The organism is Bacillus cereus group sp. MYBK139-1 (genome assembly GCF_051916915.1).
In the GTDB taxonomy this organism is placed as follows: domain Bacteria; phylum Bacillota; class Bacilli; order Bacillales; family Bacillaceae_G; genus Bacillus_A; species Bacillus_A pacificus.
In genome coordinates this window covers 217,720-236,857 of sequence record NZ_JBQAHO010000001.1, presented here as the reverse complement: position 1 = coordinate 236,857, position 19,138 = coordinate 217,720, and the positions used below count along the sequence as shown (strand labels likewise).

The following is a 19,138-nucleotide window of genomic DNA, read 5'->3' as shown; positions in this document are numbered from 1 at the left end:
TCCGATTTATTTCATTCAATTTTTCCTATTTAGTACCTACCGCACTCACAAAAAGCACCTCTCATTAATTTATATTATAGTCATTGAAATCTAATTTACTGAAATCATCATACTATATGTTTCGTGAGAAGTAAAGGTGTCAGACTATTCCCTTGCAGATTGTAAAGCCTTCATATAATCAGCCTTTTTCTCAAGTGTCTTTTTCGCCTCTTCAGCCGTTACTATATAATCTACCGCAATATGTTGTAATACGTCCTTATTACCATTTGGCAGCTGAACTGTTATATCATCCACACTACTCTTACTATTTTCAATCGTTTTATTGAATTCCTGAATACTTCTCGCAACTTCCGCTAATGTTTCCATATGTGCCCGGTTGTCTAAATCCAAAAAGATATTACTTCTGAAAACCGCCGTAACATAATGCTTCGGATGTTTCTTCGCTATTTTTTTCTCTGCATCCTTACCGAAAACAGTGTCCCCTGTTTGCATTTTCTCGAAAGTAAGTATAGTATTATTCCCTTTTTCTTCATAATCTGTATTGAATCTTTCTCGTAAATCATTCGCTTCTTTTTTTATTTTATAGTTATCATTATTTATCTTTGGAGAGGTTCGTCCATCGAAATACATTTGAAATTGCAAATATGGTTCATCTACTTGCTGTACATAAGCTATTCGTATATCTGGTCCTAAAAAATCCTTACCTTGACTAGGTATTTCAATTCGATCTAGTTTCACAGAAATACCATGCTCCGATTTTGTATAACTTTGTGCTTTTTGTTCAATTTCCTCATCCGATATATCACATGATGTTAATAGTAATAAACTAAACATTATGCTATATTTCATTATTGTTCTTTTCATATTGCCTCTCCTTTTGCTACTACTTCCTATACAAAAATGTCCTTATGGATTTTAAATTACGATTTATATAAAAAACTTCTTCTAATAATCATAAGTATAACAAAATTTTTAATTACATTTTACACTCATGGTGTAATTTTACACTATATTCATTTTATCGTAAAGCAAATATAATATCTATTTAAATCACATTAAAAACATACTAATATTTAGTTCTATAGTAATCACAGTAAGGAGATACTCTTCAAGTACGAATAAGAGAAAACACGGGTGACATCATTTATTCCAATGCATTTCTTATTGTTTCAAAAGTCGACTATTTCCTTTATTAAAATAAAGATTTAGGAATGATAACAATATAAAAAGAAGAGGAAAACTTATATTTCAGTCTACCTCTTCTTTTCTATCAACAATTCACTGCTGAACATATATGGAAACTGATCCTCCACTTACATGGAACTGTCCCCATCCGTCCTTATTAATTGTTACAGTATTTGTTTGATTACCTGTAATATCGTACCATACTTCCCCTGCATTATTCTTTCCAACATCCATCCACTTTGATCCTCCTGGTCCATCAGAGATTAATGTTGCTAAACCAGAATTAGCATGTACACTATCACCTTCTCTTGTCCAGCCAATCACATCTGGATGGTCTAAATAATCACGCTGCGTACCATATGCAAAGTTTTTTCGTGCTGTCAAAATCGGATCAATTTTATCTTTTAACGCTGGAATTTCATAACTACTATTTCCACTTGTCCCATAGTAATCACCATAAAAAACGGAAGGATAGCCCTCTGCACGAGTTAAAATAAATGCATATGCTAACGGTTTAAACCACGGACTTACTACAGATTCCAATGATTGTCCAGGCTGAGAATCATGATTCTCAACGAGAGTTACTGCGAGTGCAGGATGATTTTGCATTACTGTTCCATTTAAAATGTTTCTCATATCATAATTACCATTTCCTTTTGAAGCATAATGAAAATTATAATGCAGTGGTGCATCAAATACAGATTGATTATAATTGACCTTCGCTAAATAATTATTTAAAGTCTGGATATCATTTTGCCAATATTCAGCCACCGTAAACATTTCTTTTCCCGTTTGCTGCCTGACATGATTTACCCAATCGCGTAAATATTCATGATCAATATGTTTAACAGCATCTAAACGAAACCCATCTAAATTTAATTCATTCGCATACCACGTCCCCCAATTTTTCATCTCATTCGCAACATCTGGATGATCAAAATCAAGGTCTGCATACATCAAATAATCATAGTTTCCATTCTCGCTAGACACTTCCCAGTCCCATGCTTTACCTATCCCCCTAAATTTATAAATTCGATTTAATTTCCTTCCTTCATCCCAATCCGTTCCGTCAAAATGATACCATTTCCATTTGAAGTTAGAATACGTATCTCCACGCCCAGGAAAGTTAAACCCTGTCCATGCATTAATTTCATAATCACCTGATACCTCAATATTTCGATTGTTACGGTCTACTTCAACAGCTGTTACAGTTTCAGTATAATCCGCTCCACCTTTATGATTCATAACTACATCACCGTATACATCGATGTTTTGCTTATGTAAAGCTTCAATTGCAGATTTCAATTGTGCTTTCGTCCCATATTTCGTCCGCACTGTTCCCTTTTGATTAAATTCACCCAAATCATATAAATCATATGCTCCATATCCTACGTCATTTTGCGTAGTTCCTTTATATGCAGGCGGTATCCAAACAGATGTAATTCCCTTTTGAGCTAAATTTTCAGCATCCGAATGCAAGCGGTTCCAATGATTCCCATCATTTGGAGCATACCACTCAAAATACTGCATTAACGTTCCATTGTTAACCGTATCTGCATACGCTTTACTCCCCCCATATATACTAGGTAAAAACATAACAACTGACAATCCGACTATTGTTATTCTTTTAAACATCTGTACTCCACCCCCTCCTAAGAAAACGTTTGCATAGTTTATCAGAATTATTATAATATTCGTCCCTCTGTTAGTAAAGTATCAATCTCTCACTCTTCCACATTATTTTGAATCCAACTTCAAATATTCAACGTAGTTTTCATTTCACATCCCATTCAAGATTGTTTACAATTTATCTATAAAAGCATAACGGAGGGATTTCTATGACCGACTTTCAAAAACAATTTTTTGCAAGATTAAATATAGAAGAAAAACACAAAGTTTCATTTGAAGATTTGCCTAATATTATGTACGCAATGGCACAAACTGTCCCTTTTGAAAACTTAAATATTCTCGAAAACAACTTTACGCAAATATCTAAAGACAATCTGAAAGAAAAAATTTTAGTAAACAACCGTGGCGGTCTTTGTTATGAACTCAATCCTACTATGTATTACTTCCTTAAAGACGCTGGATTTGATGTTCATCTCGTTTCAGGAACAGTGTATAACGCTGCAAATTCTATATGGGCCGTTGATTCTGGCCATATCGCAACCGTTTTAAAACATCATAATGAGCTTTATCTAATTGAAGTTGGATTCGGATCATACTTACCACTTGCACCAATCCCTTTCTCAGGTGAAGTCGTTCAATCCGTTACAGGAGATTATCGTATTCGTAAGGAAATGACCGAAAAAGGAAACTACATGTTAGAGATGCGTAAAAACAATGAGTTTTTGGATCAATCTTCTACTGATGATTGGACGTTAGGCTATGCATTTTATATAGAAGAAGTGGATGAAGAAAAAGCAAATGCAGCACAAAAAATTATTGTTGAACATGAGGGCTCACCATTTAACAAAGTACCTCTTATTGTAAAACTAACTGAAGATGGGCATGCATCTTTAACGAAGGATAGTCTCACAATAGCGAAAAACGGTAAAAAAACGAAAGAAAAAGTTACAAATGGGCAATATAAAAATCTTTTACATTCAAAATTCGGAATTACATTATAATTTTTCAAGCCTTGCCATTTTAGCAAGGCTTTTCAATTTTCAGCAGGGATTTTTTGCAATTTGTTGTATTTCATAGTTATATAGGAATATAACTACATATTTAGAAAGGAAATGATTATGACAGAACTTAAAGATCGACTACAAGTAGCTGATAAAGAAAAATGGGATTTAACGGATATTTACGATACCATTGAAGATTGGGAAAGCGATTTTCATAAAATTGAAGTATTAACGAAAGAATTACACGAGTTTAATGGAAATATTCACGATGGCAATAGTTTATTAGCCTATTTAACAAAGAGTGAAGAAATTTCTAGCATAATAACTTTAATGTTCGCTTATGCACGATTACAATCTGATCTTGATACACGCGATACTGACGCTCAATCTCTTGTCGATAAAGTAACACAATTACAAGTGAAAGTAAGTGGAGCTAAATCTTTCTTTTCTCCATTCTTACTTAGCGTAGATGAAAACACATTACATACTTACATAGAAGAAGCTGAAGGCTTACAATATTATAAAGAAGATTTATTTGAATTATACCGTTATAAGAAACACGTATTAAATAAGGACCAAGAAGAGATTTTATCACAAATGGGCGAAGCACTCTCCTCTCCGCAGCATACATATGGCATGCTAAATAATGCAGATATACTATTTGGTGAAGTGACTACTAATGATGGAGAAAAAGTTACTTTAACACGAGGAATGTATGCAAAGTTAATAGAAGATGAGAACCGCGAAAAACGTAAAGAAGCCTATAAAGCTTACTACAAACCATACGTTCAATTAAAGAATTCTATCGCTTCTACTTTATCTGCAGCTATTAAAAATAATGTTACTGTTTCAAAGCTTAGAAACTATCCATCAGCTTTAGAAAAATCATTATTTGGCGATATGGTTCCGAAAGAAGTATACGAAAACCTAATTGATACAACGAAAAAAAATATTCATTCTTTACATATTTATAATAAACTTCGAAAAGAAAAATTAAATGTAGATGAACTACGCCAATACGATTTAAGTGTTGATTTAGTATCTGGTGTAAAACAAGACATTCCATACGATAGAGCGTTTGACATCATGATTGAATCACTAGCTCCTTTAGGTGAAGAATATATTGAAACATTAAAAAGCTTTAAAGATAAACGTTATATTGACGTAAGAGAAACACCTGGAAAACGTTCTGGTGCTTATAACTTTGGTGTATACGGCGTTCATCCTTTCATTCTTTTAAATCATCACGATGATTTAAATAGCCTTTTCACTCTTACTCATGAATGTGGGCACGGTATGCATACGCACTATTCACACGGATACCAACCAAGAATTTCTGCACACTATACTATTTTCGTCGCAGAAGTCGCTTCTACAGTAAATGAAGTGCTATTAATTCATCATTTATTAAAAGAAGCAAAAGATGCTGATGTACGTAACCATTTAGTAAATCACTTCATCGACAAATTTAAAGGCACTTTCTTTACACAAATCATGTTCGCTGAGTTTGAAAAAATCACACATGAAATGGCACAGCAAGGTAAACCATTAAATGCCCAAACCTTTAGCGAGGTTTACGAAAACTTGTTTAGAGAATATAATGGCGACTCCCTCGTATTTGACGAAGAAGTAAAATACGGATGGGCTAGAATACCACATTTCTATCGTCCATTTTACGTGTACAAATATGCAACTGGATTCGCTTCTGCAATCCAAATTGCCGATAAGTTATTGAGCGGCGATCCAAATGCTCAAAAACATTATATTGAATTCCTTAAAGGCGGAAGTTCAGACTACCCATTAAACTTATTGAAAAAAGCTGGTGTTGATTTAACTACGCCAGAACCGATTGAAAGTGCATTAAATCGTTTTAGTGAACTTGTTGAAGAATTTTCAGCATTATAAAAAGCATGCAGAGTATATACTCTGCATGCTTTTTTCATTTCGGTTACTTTATACTAAATGTTGCTGCGTTACGCAATGAATCATGCCACCATACGCAAACAGTTCATTTACATAAATACCGACAATTCTTCTTCCCGGAAACTGTCCTTCAATAATTTGAAGCCCTAACTTATCATGGTCATCGCCGTATATAGGAACCAATACAACTTCATTTCCAATATAGAAATTCAAATATGAGCCCTTACAGTCTGCTTCTTTTACCATTTTTCTTGTCACCGGTACTGGTATGAGCTGAAATGGTTTTCCATCTATATTTCTTGCTTGTCTCAATTCTTGATAATGCTTTTCGTACGCCTCCAAAAGGTAAGATTCACTCTCCCCGAAAGGATCATATTCATAAAGAATTGTATTTCCATTTACAAAACGTGCTGCACCATCAATATGGTAATCCGTATCTTCATCATAATTATCCTCACCGCGAATGCCCGTTATCCATATAAAATTCGTTACTCCCAAATACTTCGTTAACTCTATTTCAATCTCTTCCTGACTTAATGTAGGATTTCGGTTTTCATTTATAATAGAAGTTTTTGCCGCCATTAAGGTGCCATTTCCGTTTATCTCTATTCCCCCGCCCTCTAAACAGACACTAGCTTTAACTTTTGGGATGCTATACATTTCACTTATTTTCGCCGGAATCAAAGCATCCTTTTTATACGGATATTTCTCCCCCCAGCCATTAAATATCCAGTGTATTAAGCAGAGATTACCTTCCTTTTCCTTTACAAAGATCGGTCCATTATCTCGTATCCAAACATCATCCGTTTCTTCAATTAAAAATTCAATTTTATCCATATCCACTTTCGCTTCCATTAACTTCGATTGCACATGTACTTTTTCTTCTTCATCAAATACCACAATATGAACAGTTTCTCCGTAATGAAGCTCCTTTGCCATCGTTACCCAAATATCATCTAGCTTAGCTCTGTACCCTTCACCTCTATGAGCTTTATCATGAGGCCATTGGAGCCATGTCCCCTCATGTTCCTCCCACTCAGCAGACATATAAAATAAACTTTTTTTCATACGTGTTCACCCCTTCTTCCAATGTAAGTTCAGTCTAAACTTTGACATCGTGTTAAGGTCAACAGGAATATATTCATTTACTTTTAAAAACTTTATAAGGTGATTCTTCACTTCTCCTTGTGATACACTATTTCTCCTTGTAAAACCGTCACCAAAACTTTCGCATTCGGAATCTTATCGACACTCATTTTAGTAATATCGTCATCTAGTAATACCATATCAGCCGATTTCCCTACTTCAATCGAACCCGTGATGTTATCAAGGCCTAATGCTTTAGCTGGCTTAATTGTATAGGCATCAATAGCTGCGTATACATCAGACAAACCCTTGTCATCAATGCTTAATGCATTCGAAATCGTCACAAGTGGATTCAGTTCGTTTACATCCCAATCACTACTAAGTGATACATTCGCACCAGTTTTCCAAATTCGTCCTAACGGCATAATTCGTTTCATTTGCTGATCTGTAAAATACGTACTTGCCCAGCTTTGTTTAGGATCTTCTGCAAAATCATGCCCTACTTGGAAATCAGCGCTAATACCTAATTTAGCAAAACGATTTATATCACTATCTTCTACCATTTCCACGTGCGTAAGCGTATATGGCTGTTTTGCACCTTCTTTTTTCGCCGCTTCAATCGCATTTAAACTCTCTCTTACTCCGCCATCTCCAATTGTGTGAATGAGTGCACCGTAACCAATTTTGTTAAGCTCAGTTAACCACCATTTCATCTTTTCTTCTGGAATATAGTTCAAGCCATACGGGGTTCCTTTAAACCACTCAAATTTATATTTTTCTAGTGTTTTAGCTGTACTGTTAATGCTAATTCCATCACTATACATTTTCACTTGATTAATAAGCATTCGAGATGATACATCATCACGCTTAATTTTTTTGAAATACTCCATTTGTTCTGCTTCATTTAAATTCGGATATACCCATGGACGAAGTACTACTCGCGTTGTTAACCTTTTTTCATCATTTACTTTATTCCAAACATCTAACCAGCCTCGTTTCCAATACAGACGACCATCACCAACTGTAGTTATACCATTCTTCGCAACTTCATCTAAACCGTCTAACAAACCGTCGTAATTCTTTTCAAAAAGTTTTGGCTGAGAATTCCATGCTTTTTCCATCACAATATCTCCAGCTGTATCATAAAGAATACCAAAAGCTTCTCTTGTCTCTGGATCCCGAATGATTCTTCCACCCTGCGGATCTTTCGTATCTTTATTTATCCCAGCTAACTCGAGTGCTTTTGAGTTAACCCATACAGAATGAGAGGTTCTTTCCATAATTAATACTGGATTATTAGGAAATAACTCATCAAGAACTTGTAATGGCGTTTGTTGTTCTGCTTTTTCGTCCATATCTTTTAATAGCTCTTCCAAACTAAATCCTGTTCCACTTACCCATTCGCCATCTTTCACATCTTTTTTACAATCCTTTAAATACGAGCGTTGTTTTTGCAGCGAAGCATCTGGTGAGACACTACAATTCCCTGCTGCTGGTGATTTCGCTTCAAAAATATGATTATGGTTGTCCACAAAACCAGGAAGAATAAAACGTCCTTGTAAATCCACCACTTTCGTATCTTCATTTATAAATCTTTCTACATCTTTGTTTGAACCAACAAATGTAATTTTTCCTTCTTTAACGGCTACAGCCTCTACAATGTCTTGTTTGCCATTTGAAGTATAGATTGTCCCATTTTTAAACACTACATTTTTAGGTAACTCCTTAGGTAAAACAAAACTACCATTCTCACCTTCTCCTGCTCCAGGAGTACACGCTGATACCCATGTCATACTTAGAATCAGACAAATCATCATGATTGTTCTTTTCATATTCTTTCTCCTTTTTATTATGATGAATTACTTACATAAATAGAATAAGGATTGACATAATGTTAATGTCAATCCTTATCTTCAGTCTATTTTCATCACTAAAAAACAAATTTGCGTTACATACTCCTCTACTAAACAATCACATTCAGGTCCCTTTACGTAGACCTCATATGGCGAATCCTCTATTACATAACCATTTCTTTCAATCCATTTTTCTAATGCTATATAAGCGTAACCTATATAGTCATAACTTCCATAATGCATAGTAGTAACGATTTGATGCGGATTTAGTTTTTTTATTTCATATTCTTGTACTACATCTTTATTGTTCCCTTGCATTACCGGAATTCTTAATTCAATATCACTCTTATTTGGAATATACTCTTCATCATAAAAGACTGTAGAGGGCGAACCGACTATTTGAAATTTACTCTTTTGTACGTTTTCATATAAATCATAAAAATAATCATCCATATCATCTATATCTATTTGTAACCTTTGAGCAATTACTGTTATTTCGTTTCTCATTCCAATTAATATATCGTAATTTCTATGGCAAGCAGTATTTAAAGCATGATTCATATTTACCATTTCATTCATTTCTGAAATAACCTGTAAATTTTGTTTTACTTCATGAGATAACTCTATAATTTGCGCTTGCATATGTTTAATAAATGAATCTTGATCTGACGACTGAAGAATGATTTTAATTTTCGGTAGAGGGAATTTATACTCCCTTAACTTTTTTATTTTCAACGCTATTTCTAACTGCCCTTGCTCATAATATCTATACCCATTTTCTGGGTTCACATATGCTGGTTTTAATATATTCTCTTTGTCATAATGCCTTAGCATCCGTGTACTCATTTTACAAATCCGCGAAAACTCAGTAATTGTATACATATACTTACCCCTTGAATACATTTTCTTATATGCTTATTTTAAAACCAATCAAAAATCTTCCTAACTGAAAAATCTTCATTCTGATTGTTCAATCTTTTCATTTTTGAAGGTAACAAACGATGAGGACAATACCACGTTAAACAATTTATTGCGCCTCCCATTGTTGATATTTCTCCTACATGAATTTGAATAGCTTGTTTCTCCGTATGCTGTTGAATATATCGTAACACTTCCCGATCTTTAGCTAATCCAAACTTAGGCACGTAAATCGTATCACATGTTTCTAACATATTTATATACAACCCTTTTGCCGATGCTATTTCTTGATCATATTGTCCCTTTTCTGTATATGACGATGGAACAACTATAAATTTAGCTTCTGGCATTTGCTCTTGAATAATCTCTTGAACATTATATCTAAATTCATGATCCCCTAAAAAATCACTAATAAACATCGTATGTTCATCAATAAATTTAACCATTCCGTCTGCATGTGCAAGTACGTCCCCTTCTTCAGCAGGAATAATAATAACGCGGCTCACATCCAAATCCCATTCCAGTTGCTCTATAATTTCTTCTTCCGTCCAATCATAATTATCATCAAATATGCGTTCCGTTAATATAACAGTATCTTTTTTATTCCAAATAAGATTTCCACCGTCTAATATCAATGGAGATTTCACATATTCAAAGTCGTTCTTTTTCAACCATTTATTAAATTGTTGATCTAAATATCGCGATTGATCTTTCGGTAAGTAATTTGGTTGATATTTAAATTTAACTAAATGATTTGTGACAACTGGCGCAACATCCCTTAGCCAAATATCATCATACTCAAAAAAGCTTGTATGAAAGTCTTGCTCTTCAACAGATAAAGATATAAGTTGATCAGTAAATGCTTTATTTTCATTTAAATATTCATTAAAATAAATCAGGTCTTCATAAAAAGGACGATAATATTCATTTGATTTATCTGGTATTGCAGTAAAAATAATTCCATTATGTTTTTGTTCCATAATATTTACCTCGCTTTTTAATAATGGTTGAATAACTAATTTCACTGTGCCTACTACTTCCCTTTTCATAACAATTTTCGAGACGTGCACATTTCATGAATGGATTATAGCATGGAGAAATATTATATATTTATATAAAAAATATATACCCGTGGTTGAGCGGAAAATTGACTCTTGACAGGGTTTTAAACTATAGCATTTCATGACAACATTAAATATTTCATTCTTATACACAATTAATGATTAGATAATTTTTTTATCACGATTCAAATCAGTTACTTCTAATAATTTATTTTGATTATATAAATTCACTAAATGTGTTTCTACTCCTATGCAAATTCCTTCTAACGGAAGGTCATTTGGATCTTGACCAAAAGGATCTTCAATTTCAACGCCTATCGCTTCAATACCAATAAACGCAAAACTAATAAACATAGTTGCAAGTACTGTAACCCAGCCAAGACTATCAACAAGACCAATCGGTAAAGTCCCGCAAAATATGAGCAATAAAATTTTTATATGCGCAAAATAGGCAAAAGGAATAGGTGTCGTTTTGATACGATCACATCCCCCCACAGCCGTAAGCATATTATTCAAATCCGTTTCCATATTAATTATTGCATTTGGATGAATTTGACCCATTTTCAAACCTTTTGATAATATAGCTTTTAACATAAGAACGATACTAATCGGTAAATGCATAGATTGCTCCAACATTTCCTTCTCCTTTTCAGAACAAACATTTAATAATTCTTTTATTTCAGATAAATCTTTTTCGTCTCTCAAATGTCCTTTCGCTATCTTCGGAAAAGCAATTAATAAATGTAAAAATTTCAGTTGTTCCTGATCCATCTTTTCCCCCTCAGAATCCCAATAACATAAAAAACTAACTGCTAAATTTCTACTACAAGCACCAATTGTGCCAAACAACTTTCTACCTTCCCAATATCTATCATAGGCAGTGTTAGTACGAAAAACTAATAGTAAACCTAAGGAGCCTCCAACAATGACCCAAGGGGTTTGATTCATTTTTATTGTTGCATAATAATAATGAATTACAGTTACTACCGTTGAAACACATATATATAATAAAATTTGTGGGAAAATATCTCTTATTACCGTTCCCTTTAATGTAAATATTTGATGTAAACTATTTTGATTATTGTAATGCACCATATTTACAAAAACCTCTTCTCTTATTAACTTTTTATTTTTTTAATCACGAGAGTATACAATTAAATAGTAGAATCATAAACCCTATCATGACGAAACTCGTTAAAATTATTTCTTTCAATACCGTTACTCCTTTTTGCTCAAAAGATATAACTCTTTTTAAATATAAACAACAAACATTCACTCTTCTAAATCACGACGCATTATTTTAGAATTTGCAATGAATAAAGCACTAATTAGTACAAGAATCGCGCAGGCATATAACAATGAATCTATCGGACTATCGTGATCTATAATAATGAGACGAACGATAGCTGTTATACCTATATAAATGAAATATCGTAATGGGAAATGAAAATTCATTTGAAAATACTTTATAATCATTACAATAAATTCAAAATATAAAAAGAATACGACGATACTATCAATTAAATGATAACTAGTTTCTTCACCATTTAATTTCAGTTCTTGTATAAATTGAATGACCTCTTTCATAAGAAACACACTTAATACAACCCCTAAACAAATCAAAGCTACATTTAAAATGTACTGTAGAACGATAGGGAAAAACGAAAATACTATTTTTGAGTTCTTTAACACAAACATCTTTCTCCTTTTTTACATAAAACGAAAAGCGAATACACACTACAATTCTTTTATCATTATATTTAATTTTATTGTTACGAATAATTAGGAATGACAAAATAGGTAAAGTTAGGATTTCACCTATTTTGTCTCAAAAGCAACATAACGAAATTCCAATCTATTACTTCAATGCAATCGGTTGTTGTTGTGTCACACAATGAATCATACCGCCATTTTTATAAAGCTCTCTCACATCAATACCGACTACTTTACGATCTGGATATAATTTCTGAATCGTATCGTTTGCGATTTTATCATTCGGATCATTATAATTAGGCACCAATACTACTGTATTCCCAATATAATAATTAATATATGACCCCTTATAATCGAGAGCTTTTCCATTTTCTAAAATAACTTTATTTTTACTAAGAGGTAAGTATTCATACTTATATTTCTGTCCTGATGCATTTTTTGCATCTAACAATTTATCCATATCTTTATTAGATAAACCCCATTCGGCTAGGTCATCTTCTTTCATCGTTACAATGGTAGATTTATTATGGAATTTAGCAAACCCATCAATATGAAAGTCCGTAATATCTAAATTGGGCACTCCGTCTAACCAAATAAAGTTTGTCACACCCAGGTCACTTATATATTTTTCAATTTCCTTTTCTGATAAATCCGGATTTCTATTTTTATTTGTTACCGCACTTCGAGTTAATAAAGCCGTCCCATTGCTGTCTAATTCAATTGCACCGCCTTCAAGGACAAATTTCCCCCAATCAATTCTTTCAATTCCTGCTTGTTTACTCACATTTTCACGTATACGAGCATCATTTTTGTACGGCGTTTTCTTTCCCCACCCATTAAATGCCGGGTCTAATATTTTCAAATTTTTATTATTGTCATAAACAAAGATTGGTCCACTATCCCGTGCCCATACATCATCAGTAGGAGCGATAAAGAAATCAATTTTATCCATATTCAGTCCTTTATCTATTAAAAGTTTATTGATTCGCTCTTTCTCCTCCTCGTCATATGCAACAATGTGGACTTTTTCCCCCTCAGTTAAAGCACTTGCCATCTTAACCCAAATCGGTTCAACTTCCTGCTTATACTCTTCACCATATGTGTATTCATGAGGCCATTGCAGCCATGTACCTTCATGTTTATCTTTTTCATCTGGCATCATATATTTTCCGACGGTTTTCTGTATCTCTACTTTTTCTCCTTCTTTCCCCTTAGCATTTTCATTGTTCCCCTCAAAAGAGCATCCACTAACAATCGCTGTAGATAGTGTAGCTATTAAACAAAACTTTATTGCTTTTTTCATTTTTCTAACCTCCTGTTCGTTACTTCAATAATGTAAAGCTTCACATAGTGTGAAGCTCAAGCTTTTTTACCGATGTAAAATTTACCAATTATTTTTCCGCATAAATTCATTACGTATATATGAACTTCACACAGCAACTTTCCTATATTTAACATCCATATCATTTAACTTCCTATACAAAATTATTCTAATATTCCCCTTTCATCATTACTTCTTCAGCAAACTTAACATCTCCAAACAAAAAAATCGGTATTGATAAATACATATCAATACCGATTTTCAAATTATTATTTTCCTTCTATTAAATCATTCGCCATTTTCCTAAACTCTTGATTAAATGCATCATTCATACCATTTTGAACGTTAGAGAATAATATGACAAACGTTTTTTTATCCCAGTTAAAATTATTAAAAGTATTCCACCCCGCTAATACGCCGTGATTATGATAATAATCTGGATACGTATAGAAACTAAATCCATATCTTCTTGCAGGTGATGCCGTAAACATATCTAATACACTTTGTTTAGATAACAGCTTTCCATCCATTATTGCCTCATCTAATCTTTTCATATCTTCAACAGTTGTATACATTTCACCACACCCATACAACCAGTTCATTTTTAAGCGGGGTGCAGCTATTAATTCATTATCTTTTCTCGTATAACCTTCTGCTAAAAAAATATCTTCTGGGAGAGTCGCCCCCATTCCAGATTCATGCATGCCAGCAGAAGTAAAAATATTTTCTTTGACGTATTCAGCGAGCGGTTTATTCGTAATTTTTTCTATAATATATGCAAGCACCATATAATTATAGTCTGTATATTTCCAGCCTGTCCCTGCAGGAAACTGCAATTTTTGCGCTCCAATCCACGTTACTAACTTTAAACGTGACCCTGCATCCACCCTACCTTGTCCTTGATCTGGCAAGCCAGATGTGTGTGTTAATAGATTTCGTAGCGTAATGTTTTTATCTGCTGGAAACGATGGAATATATTTATTTACATTGTCTTCAATGTTTAATTTCCCTTTTTCTTTTAGCTGCATAATAGATATTGCAACGACCGTTTTCGTAATAGAACCAATACGATATTTCGTTCTTGGCGTTGTTACTACTTTATCTTTCACATTTGCATACCCATAACCTTTTCGTAAAATCACATGATCTTTACTAGCTACAAGAACGCTCCCATTAAATCCTTTATCTTTTAAATATTGATCTAGTTTTCCAGCTACAGCTTCATAGCGTTTTTTCTCAGTTGCATCAACTTCTTGCATATCGTCCTTTTGCTTACTATTTACATTAGAAAATGCCTTTATATCATATTTCTTACCTTTATTTGCATGTATTAGTGCAACGACACTTCCACAAAAAATAGCAAAAATAAAGAAAACGATTAACCATTTCTTTAACATAATAGGAACCCTCTTTTATATAGTTTCACTTAACGTACATCCATTCTGTTCTATATCTTTTCATTTTCAAATATTTTATAATACTACCTATTATTCACCTAAATGAACTAGATTCCTTTTTCTCATATTCAGTTTTTAGCTACTCTCTATTGTATTTCTTTCTTGCAAAATTTCCACCTTACAATCGGATGCACCCTACTATAATTTCAACATCTTATGTAACATTTGTTACACATGATAAGAAACGGAGTTGTTACGATGAAAAATACTGACAAACGCAATCGCTTAAATGATAGGATGTTTCATTACAGGGTAACAAAAAATAACATAGTTTTAATTGAATATTACATAAAATAGATTATTATATTAAAAGGAAATGACGCTGACAAATTTTTATACAAAATAAATCATGCACATAATGATACAGAAAAACAACTCATTATGGCTAAAGTAACAGGCAATTTCGAAAGAGGAAATGAGCATAACTGAAAACGAATCTCATTTACATTTTAATTATACAACATATAAAAAAGAAATGTCGCTCATTCGGCATTTCTTTAGACTTTCTTCATAAAAAATTTACATTGCTAACTTTCTTTTATTTTTTGTTTTTTCTATATAAACTGACTGCTGAGATACATAGTAATACTACTATACACAACCACGCATACGTATACCCTTTCTTATCTACAATATAACCAAATAAAATAGGTGCAACAATAATAGCAATTTGATTGAATGTAAGTGCCAAACTAACTGTTATCCCAACAGAATCTTCCCTCGCCAACTCAGCAACTTCGGCTATAAAAAGACTAAACCATCCAATTGAAAAGAATCCTAACAATGCACTTACACCACACAATACTCCACTCGTTACTGTATGTATACTTATTACTAACAATAGAACCAAACCGATAGAAGCACAGACAGTTATAAATAAAGGTATGCGCCGATTTCCCTTATAAAACACATCACTAATAGCTGCTAATACAACACGGCCAATCATTCCAGAAAAGAACATAACTGAAAATACTGTTCCGGCTACAATAGATGTAATGGATTGTTCCCTTACTAAAAATTTCATGAAGTGTCCAACTAACACCATTTGCAATGAAATCATGCAAATACCCGTTATATATATTGGATACAACTCTTTTTTACATATCACTACTTTTAGCTGTGTCCAAAAAGAAACTTTAATATGTTCTTTCCTTGCTTCCGCCTGAACATATGGCTCTTTATAAAACACAAAAAATAATAGCCCTCCAATAATACAAATGCATGCAATACTATTTATCGCGTAAGTCATATTATATTGTATTGTTAGAAACGGGATTAGCACTCCCGCTAACGTGCCACCAATCGGTATACCAGCTTGCCTTATTCCCATCGCTAACCCACGATTTTCTTTTGGGAACCATTTTAAAATCACCTTACTTCCTCCTGGCTGGGAAACACTATAAAACATGCCCATTAATAAAAGTACAAATAATAACCCATTAAATCCACTTACTATATTAGTCAGTAAAAGCGAACTCCCTAGCAAAAATGAACTGATAGAAATTAATATTTTTTCATTATATTGATCAAGTAGCCGACCGACAAAAAGCATGCAAAATAACGGCCCAACATTTACAACACTTACTAATAATCCACTCTCCATATTCGTAAGTGCATATTCTTCTTTCCAAAATAAAGCGAAAACCCCGACACCATACGTTATAAGTGTCGCTGTTGTTTGAGCAATCGTCGCAACAATTAACATAACCCATTTATAAGTACGATTCACCCTTTCTTCAATCAACATAATAATCCCTCCCGCTTCCATTGTATGAAAGTTCTGATATCATATAAAATAAAGATTCATCATATAATCCATCAAAAAAATTGATACCTTTTCGGAGGGATGATACGTGGACATAAAAGATTTAACTGTTTTTTACGAAGTCGCGAAGGAAAATAATATTTCTCACGCAGCGAAAAATTTGAACTACGTACAATCAGGCGTAACAATGCGTATGAAACAACTAGAAAATGAATTAGGCGTGCCTTTATTTTACCGTAATGGAAAAGGTGTAACTTTAACTTCTAACGGTGAGATTTTATTAACGTACGCCAAACAAATTATCCACTTAATGGATCAATCTATAAAAGCGGTTCAAAGTAATGGAACTGATCCTAAAGGCACTTTGACAATCGGATGTACAGAATCTACAACTGCGGTAAGGCTCCCCTCTATATTAACGGCCTACTATGAGAAATACCCAAAAGTCGATTTAATTTTAGAAACAAATACGACTGAACAACTAATTAAGCTTGTATTCGAGCGAAAACTAGACGGAGCGTTTATAGCTGGCTCTACTCAGCATGCTGAACTCCATACAACTGTATTTCATGAAGAAGAATTGGTTCTTATTAGTAAAAAACCTTTGTCCTCTCTTACAGACATAGAAGATATGAATTTACTTGCTTTTAGTCACGGGTGCTATTATAGAAGTTTATTAGAAGACTGGCTTCAAGAAGAAGACATCTCGCCTAAACGAGTTTTAGAATTCGGGACAATCGAAGCTATACTTGCATGTGTAAAATCAAGTATGGGCGTAGCGATTATGATGAAATCAATTTTAAAGGGGCATGAACATGACGTATCATTCAATCCTTTACCCAATAGCTTCAAAAAAGTTCCTACTACTTTCATTACTAGAAACGATATATTTCGCTCAGCTGCATTACAAAAATTTATGGAGATGACTCACAATGCATGAAAAGAAAATACGTGGTATGAAACGAAAAACAAACACTATGATTAAGCGCATTGAGGAACATACAAAAACGTTCCCTTCTACTTTCTATAACGATGAATATTGGTATATGCCTTTACCAGTTCCTCAAGCTTTTATCGAGTCTCATAAAATACCTAGAAAAGTAAAACGATTATGTATCCAAACCTTAATAGATCGAGTGAATCATTTAATAAAAATAAAACCGAGTGATACACATACATATCGAGTTGTTACTTTAATTTCTATAGAGAATTTATGGGAATCGCAAATTATCGTATTCAAAAACGATGACTATTTTCATAACTTTTTCAATAGAAATAATGAATTTCAAAAATGGATTTCTCTTTCAAATGAAATTGATTTTTGGAAAACATGGGGAATTTCAATTTGTCCTACTGCCCAAATTTTACACTTTCAAGAAGTCATTTATGATGAAGATGCAATCGATAAAAAAGAGATTTGGTTTATTGGAGAGTTATCTTAAAAGGGGTACTTTCAAATGAAAAGCTTCCCTTTTTTCACTTAATGAAATCGCTATATAATGAATTTATTATTTACTATATCGGAGGTTTTCAAATGGTAATACCTAAATATCCTGATGTCCCTACTCTTACGAAAAAACAAATCGATCAAATTACAGAAATCGTTTTTCTAAAAGAAATAACAACACAAAAATGTGATGCTATTTTCGTTTTCGGCGGTTCTCATCCCGGCAATTGGCAAGCTCCTCTAGAAGCTTACCGACAAGGTTTAGGAAATCAAATTATCGTTACAGGTGGTACTAGTTTGCATGGTATGAAACATCCGAGCTGGAATTACGGGGATTTGTCAGATGCAGAAGTAATTGTAACTAAATTAATTGAACATGGCGTACCAAAAGATGCTATCATATTCGAGAAAAACTCCCTCCATTCTATCGCTAATGTAATAGAAGCGAAAAAGATTTTTGATTTTACAAAGATTAATCGCCTACTATTTGTTTGCAAAAGCTTAGGCGCTGGTCGGCAATACAGAGTATTAAAAAAACATTTACCTAAAACTATTACTTGTATCCCATATACATTTGATACAAGTTTCGATGGTGAGTTTATAATTAATAGATATAATTGGATGGAAAATGAGAAAAGCCGCTCTATGATTTTTGGAGAATACTTGAGAAATATTTGCTACGGTAGAAAAGGCGGCATTGAGCCACCTGAAAATGAGGTTGAAGGTTTAGAAGAATATGTATCCTACTACTATAATCTAGCATAATAGAAAAAGGTATA

General features: G+C 33.3%; 16 protein-coding genes and 1 pseudogene. 6 read left to right on the top strand and 11 right to left on the bottom strand.

The window, feature by feature from the left end; genetic code table 11:
* Positions 1 to 144: 144 nt before the first annotated feature.
* Both ACTFRS_RS01140 and amyS read right to left on the bottom strand, forming a co-directional pair.
* Entirely contained in the window at positions 145 to 864 is a 720-nt protein-coding gene (locus ACTFRS_RS01140) for a hypothetical protein (RefSeq protein ID WP_139866244.1), read from the bottom strand.
* A gap of 414 nt (positions 865 to 1,278) precedes the next feature.
* On the bottom strand, positions 1,279 to 2,820 hold the full coding sequence (gene amyS, locus ACTFRS_RS01135; protein ID WP_318160499.1) for an alpha-amylase: 1,542 nt from the start codon (positions 2,818 to 2,820) through the stop codon (positions 1,279 to 1,281).
* A gap of 203 nt (positions 2,821 to 3,023) precedes the next feature.
* On the opposite strand from amyS, the gene ACTFRS_RS01130 reads away from it, so the two are divergent.
* Positions 3,024 to 3,815: an arylamine N-acetyltransferase family protein gene (locus ACTFRS_RS01130; RefSeq protein WP_242294123.1), complete on the top strand. Its 792-nt coding sequence runs from the start codon at positions 3,024 to 3,026 to the stop codon at positions 3,813 to 3,815.
* Between the two features lie 117 nt (positions 3,816 to 3,932).
* Positions 3,933 to 5,720 carry an oligoendopeptidase F gene (gene pepF, locus ACTFRS_RS01125; RefSeq protein WP_139866247.1) on the top strand — a complete coding sequence of 596 codons (1,788 nt, stop codon included), beginning with the start codon at positions 3,933 to 3,935 and terminating at the stop codon, positions 5,718 to 5,720.
* 48 nt (positions 5,721 to 5,768) lie between these two features.
* On the opposite strand, the gene ACTFRS_RS01120 is transcribed toward pepF, so the two are convergent.
* The 8 genes from ACTFRS_RS01120 to ACTFRS_RS01085 form a co-directional block, all read right to left on the bottom strand.
* A complete protein-coding gene (locus ACTFRS_RS01120) occupies positions 5,769 to 6,806 on the bottom strand; it encodes an agmatine deiminase family protein (protein ID WP_440024467.1) in 1,038 nt (345 codons plus the stop codon).
* A gap of 107 nt (positions 6,807 to 6,913) precedes the next feature.
* A complete protein-coding gene (locus ACTFRS_RS01115; protein WP_139866249.1) occupies positions 6,914 to 8,656 on the bottom strand; it encodes an amidohydrolase in 1,743 nt (580 codons plus the stop codon).
* Between the two features lie 81 nt (positions 8,657 to 8,737).
* Positions 8,738 to 9,559, bottom strand: a complete 822-nt coding sequence (locus ACTFRS_RS01110) for a MerR family transcriptional regulator (protein ID WP_097851419.1) — start codon at positions 9,557 to 9,559, stop codon at positions 8,738 to 8,740.
* Positions 9,560 to 9,597: 38 nt separating this feature from the next.
* Positions 9,598 to 10,575 (bottom strand): agmatine deiminase family protein, encoded by a 978-nt coding sequence (locus ACTFRS_RS01105; RefSeq protein WP_139866250.1) that lies wholly within the window; start codon positions 10,573 to 10,575, stop codon positions 9,598 to 9,600.
* A 243-nt stretch (positions 10,576 to 10,818) separates the two neighbouring features.
* Positions 10,819 to 11,751, bottom strand: a complete 933-nt coding sequence (locus ACTFRS_RS01100) for a bestrophin family protein (RefSeq protein WP_139866251.1) — start codon at positions 11,749 to 11,751, stop codon at positions 10,819 to 10,821.
* A 177-nt stretch (positions 11,752 to 11,928) separates the two neighbouring features.
* Positions 11,929 to 12,348, bottom strand: a complete 420-nt coding sequence (psiE, locus tag ACTFRS_RS01095; protein ID WP_139866252.1) for a phosphate-starvation-inducible protein PsiE — start codon at positions 12,346 to 12,348, stop codon at positions 11,929 to 11,931.
* 166 nt (positions 12,349 to 12,514) lie between these two features.
* Positions 12,515 to 13,672, bottom strand: coding sequence for an agmatine deiminase family protein (locus tag ACTFRS_RS01090; RefSeq protein WP_440024469.1), 1,158 nt, complete (start codon positions 13,670 to 13,672; stop codon positions 12,515 to 12,517).
* 287 nt (positions 13,673 to 13,959) lie between these two features.
* On the bottom strand, positions 13,960 to 15,087 hold the full coding sequence (locus ACTFRS_RS01085) for a serine hydrolase domain-containing protein (RefSeq protein WP_139866254.1): 1,128 nt from the start codon (positions 15,085 to 15,087) through the stop codon (positions 13,960 to 13,962).
* A 258-nt stretch (positions 15,088 to 15,345) separates the two neighbouring features.
* Here ACTFRS_RS01085 and ACTFRS_RS01080 point away from each other — a divergent pair.
* Positions 15,346 to 15,576, top strand: a pseudogene (locus ACTFRS_RS01080) (hypothetical protein).
* A gap of 109 nt (positions 15,577 to 15,685) precedes the next feature.
* On the opposite strand, the gene ACTFRS_RS01075 reads toward ACTFRS_RS01080, so the two are convergent.
* Complete coding sequence (locus ACTFRS_RS01075; RefSeq protein WP_440024471.1) at positions 15,686 to 16,894, bottom strand: MFS transporter; 1,209 nt, start codon at positions 16,892 to 16,894, stop codon at positions 15,686 to 15,688.
* Positions 16,895 to 17,000: 106 nt separating this feature from the next.
* On the opposite strand from ACTFRS_RS01075, the gene ACTFRS_RS01070 reads away from it, so the two are divergent.
* The 3 genes from ACTFRS_RS01070 (at position 17,001) to ACTFRS_RS01060 (ending at position 19,124) form a co-directional block, all read left to right on the top strand.
* A complete protein-coding gene (locus tag ACTFRS_RS01070; RefSeq protein WP_000351705.1) occupies positions 17,001 to 17,852 on the top strand; it encodes a LysR family transcriptional regulator in 852 nt (283 codons plus the stop codon).
* Positions 17,845 to 18,354, top strand: a complete 510-nt coding sequence (locus ACTFRS_RS01065) for a DUF3916 domain-containing protein (protein WP_440024473.1) — start codon at positions 17,845 to 17,847, stop codon at positions 18,352 to 18,354. Before ACTFRS_RS01070 ends, ACTFRS_RS01065 begins: the two co-directional genes overlap by 8 nt.
* Before the next feature lie 92 nt (positions 18,355 to 18,446).
* Entirely contained in the window at positions 18,447 to 19,124 is a 678-nt protein-coding gene (locus ACTFRS_RS01060) for a YdcF family protein (RefSeq protein WP_440024475.1), read from the top strand.
* The last annotated feature ends 14 nt before the right edge of the window (positions 19,125 to 19,138 follow it).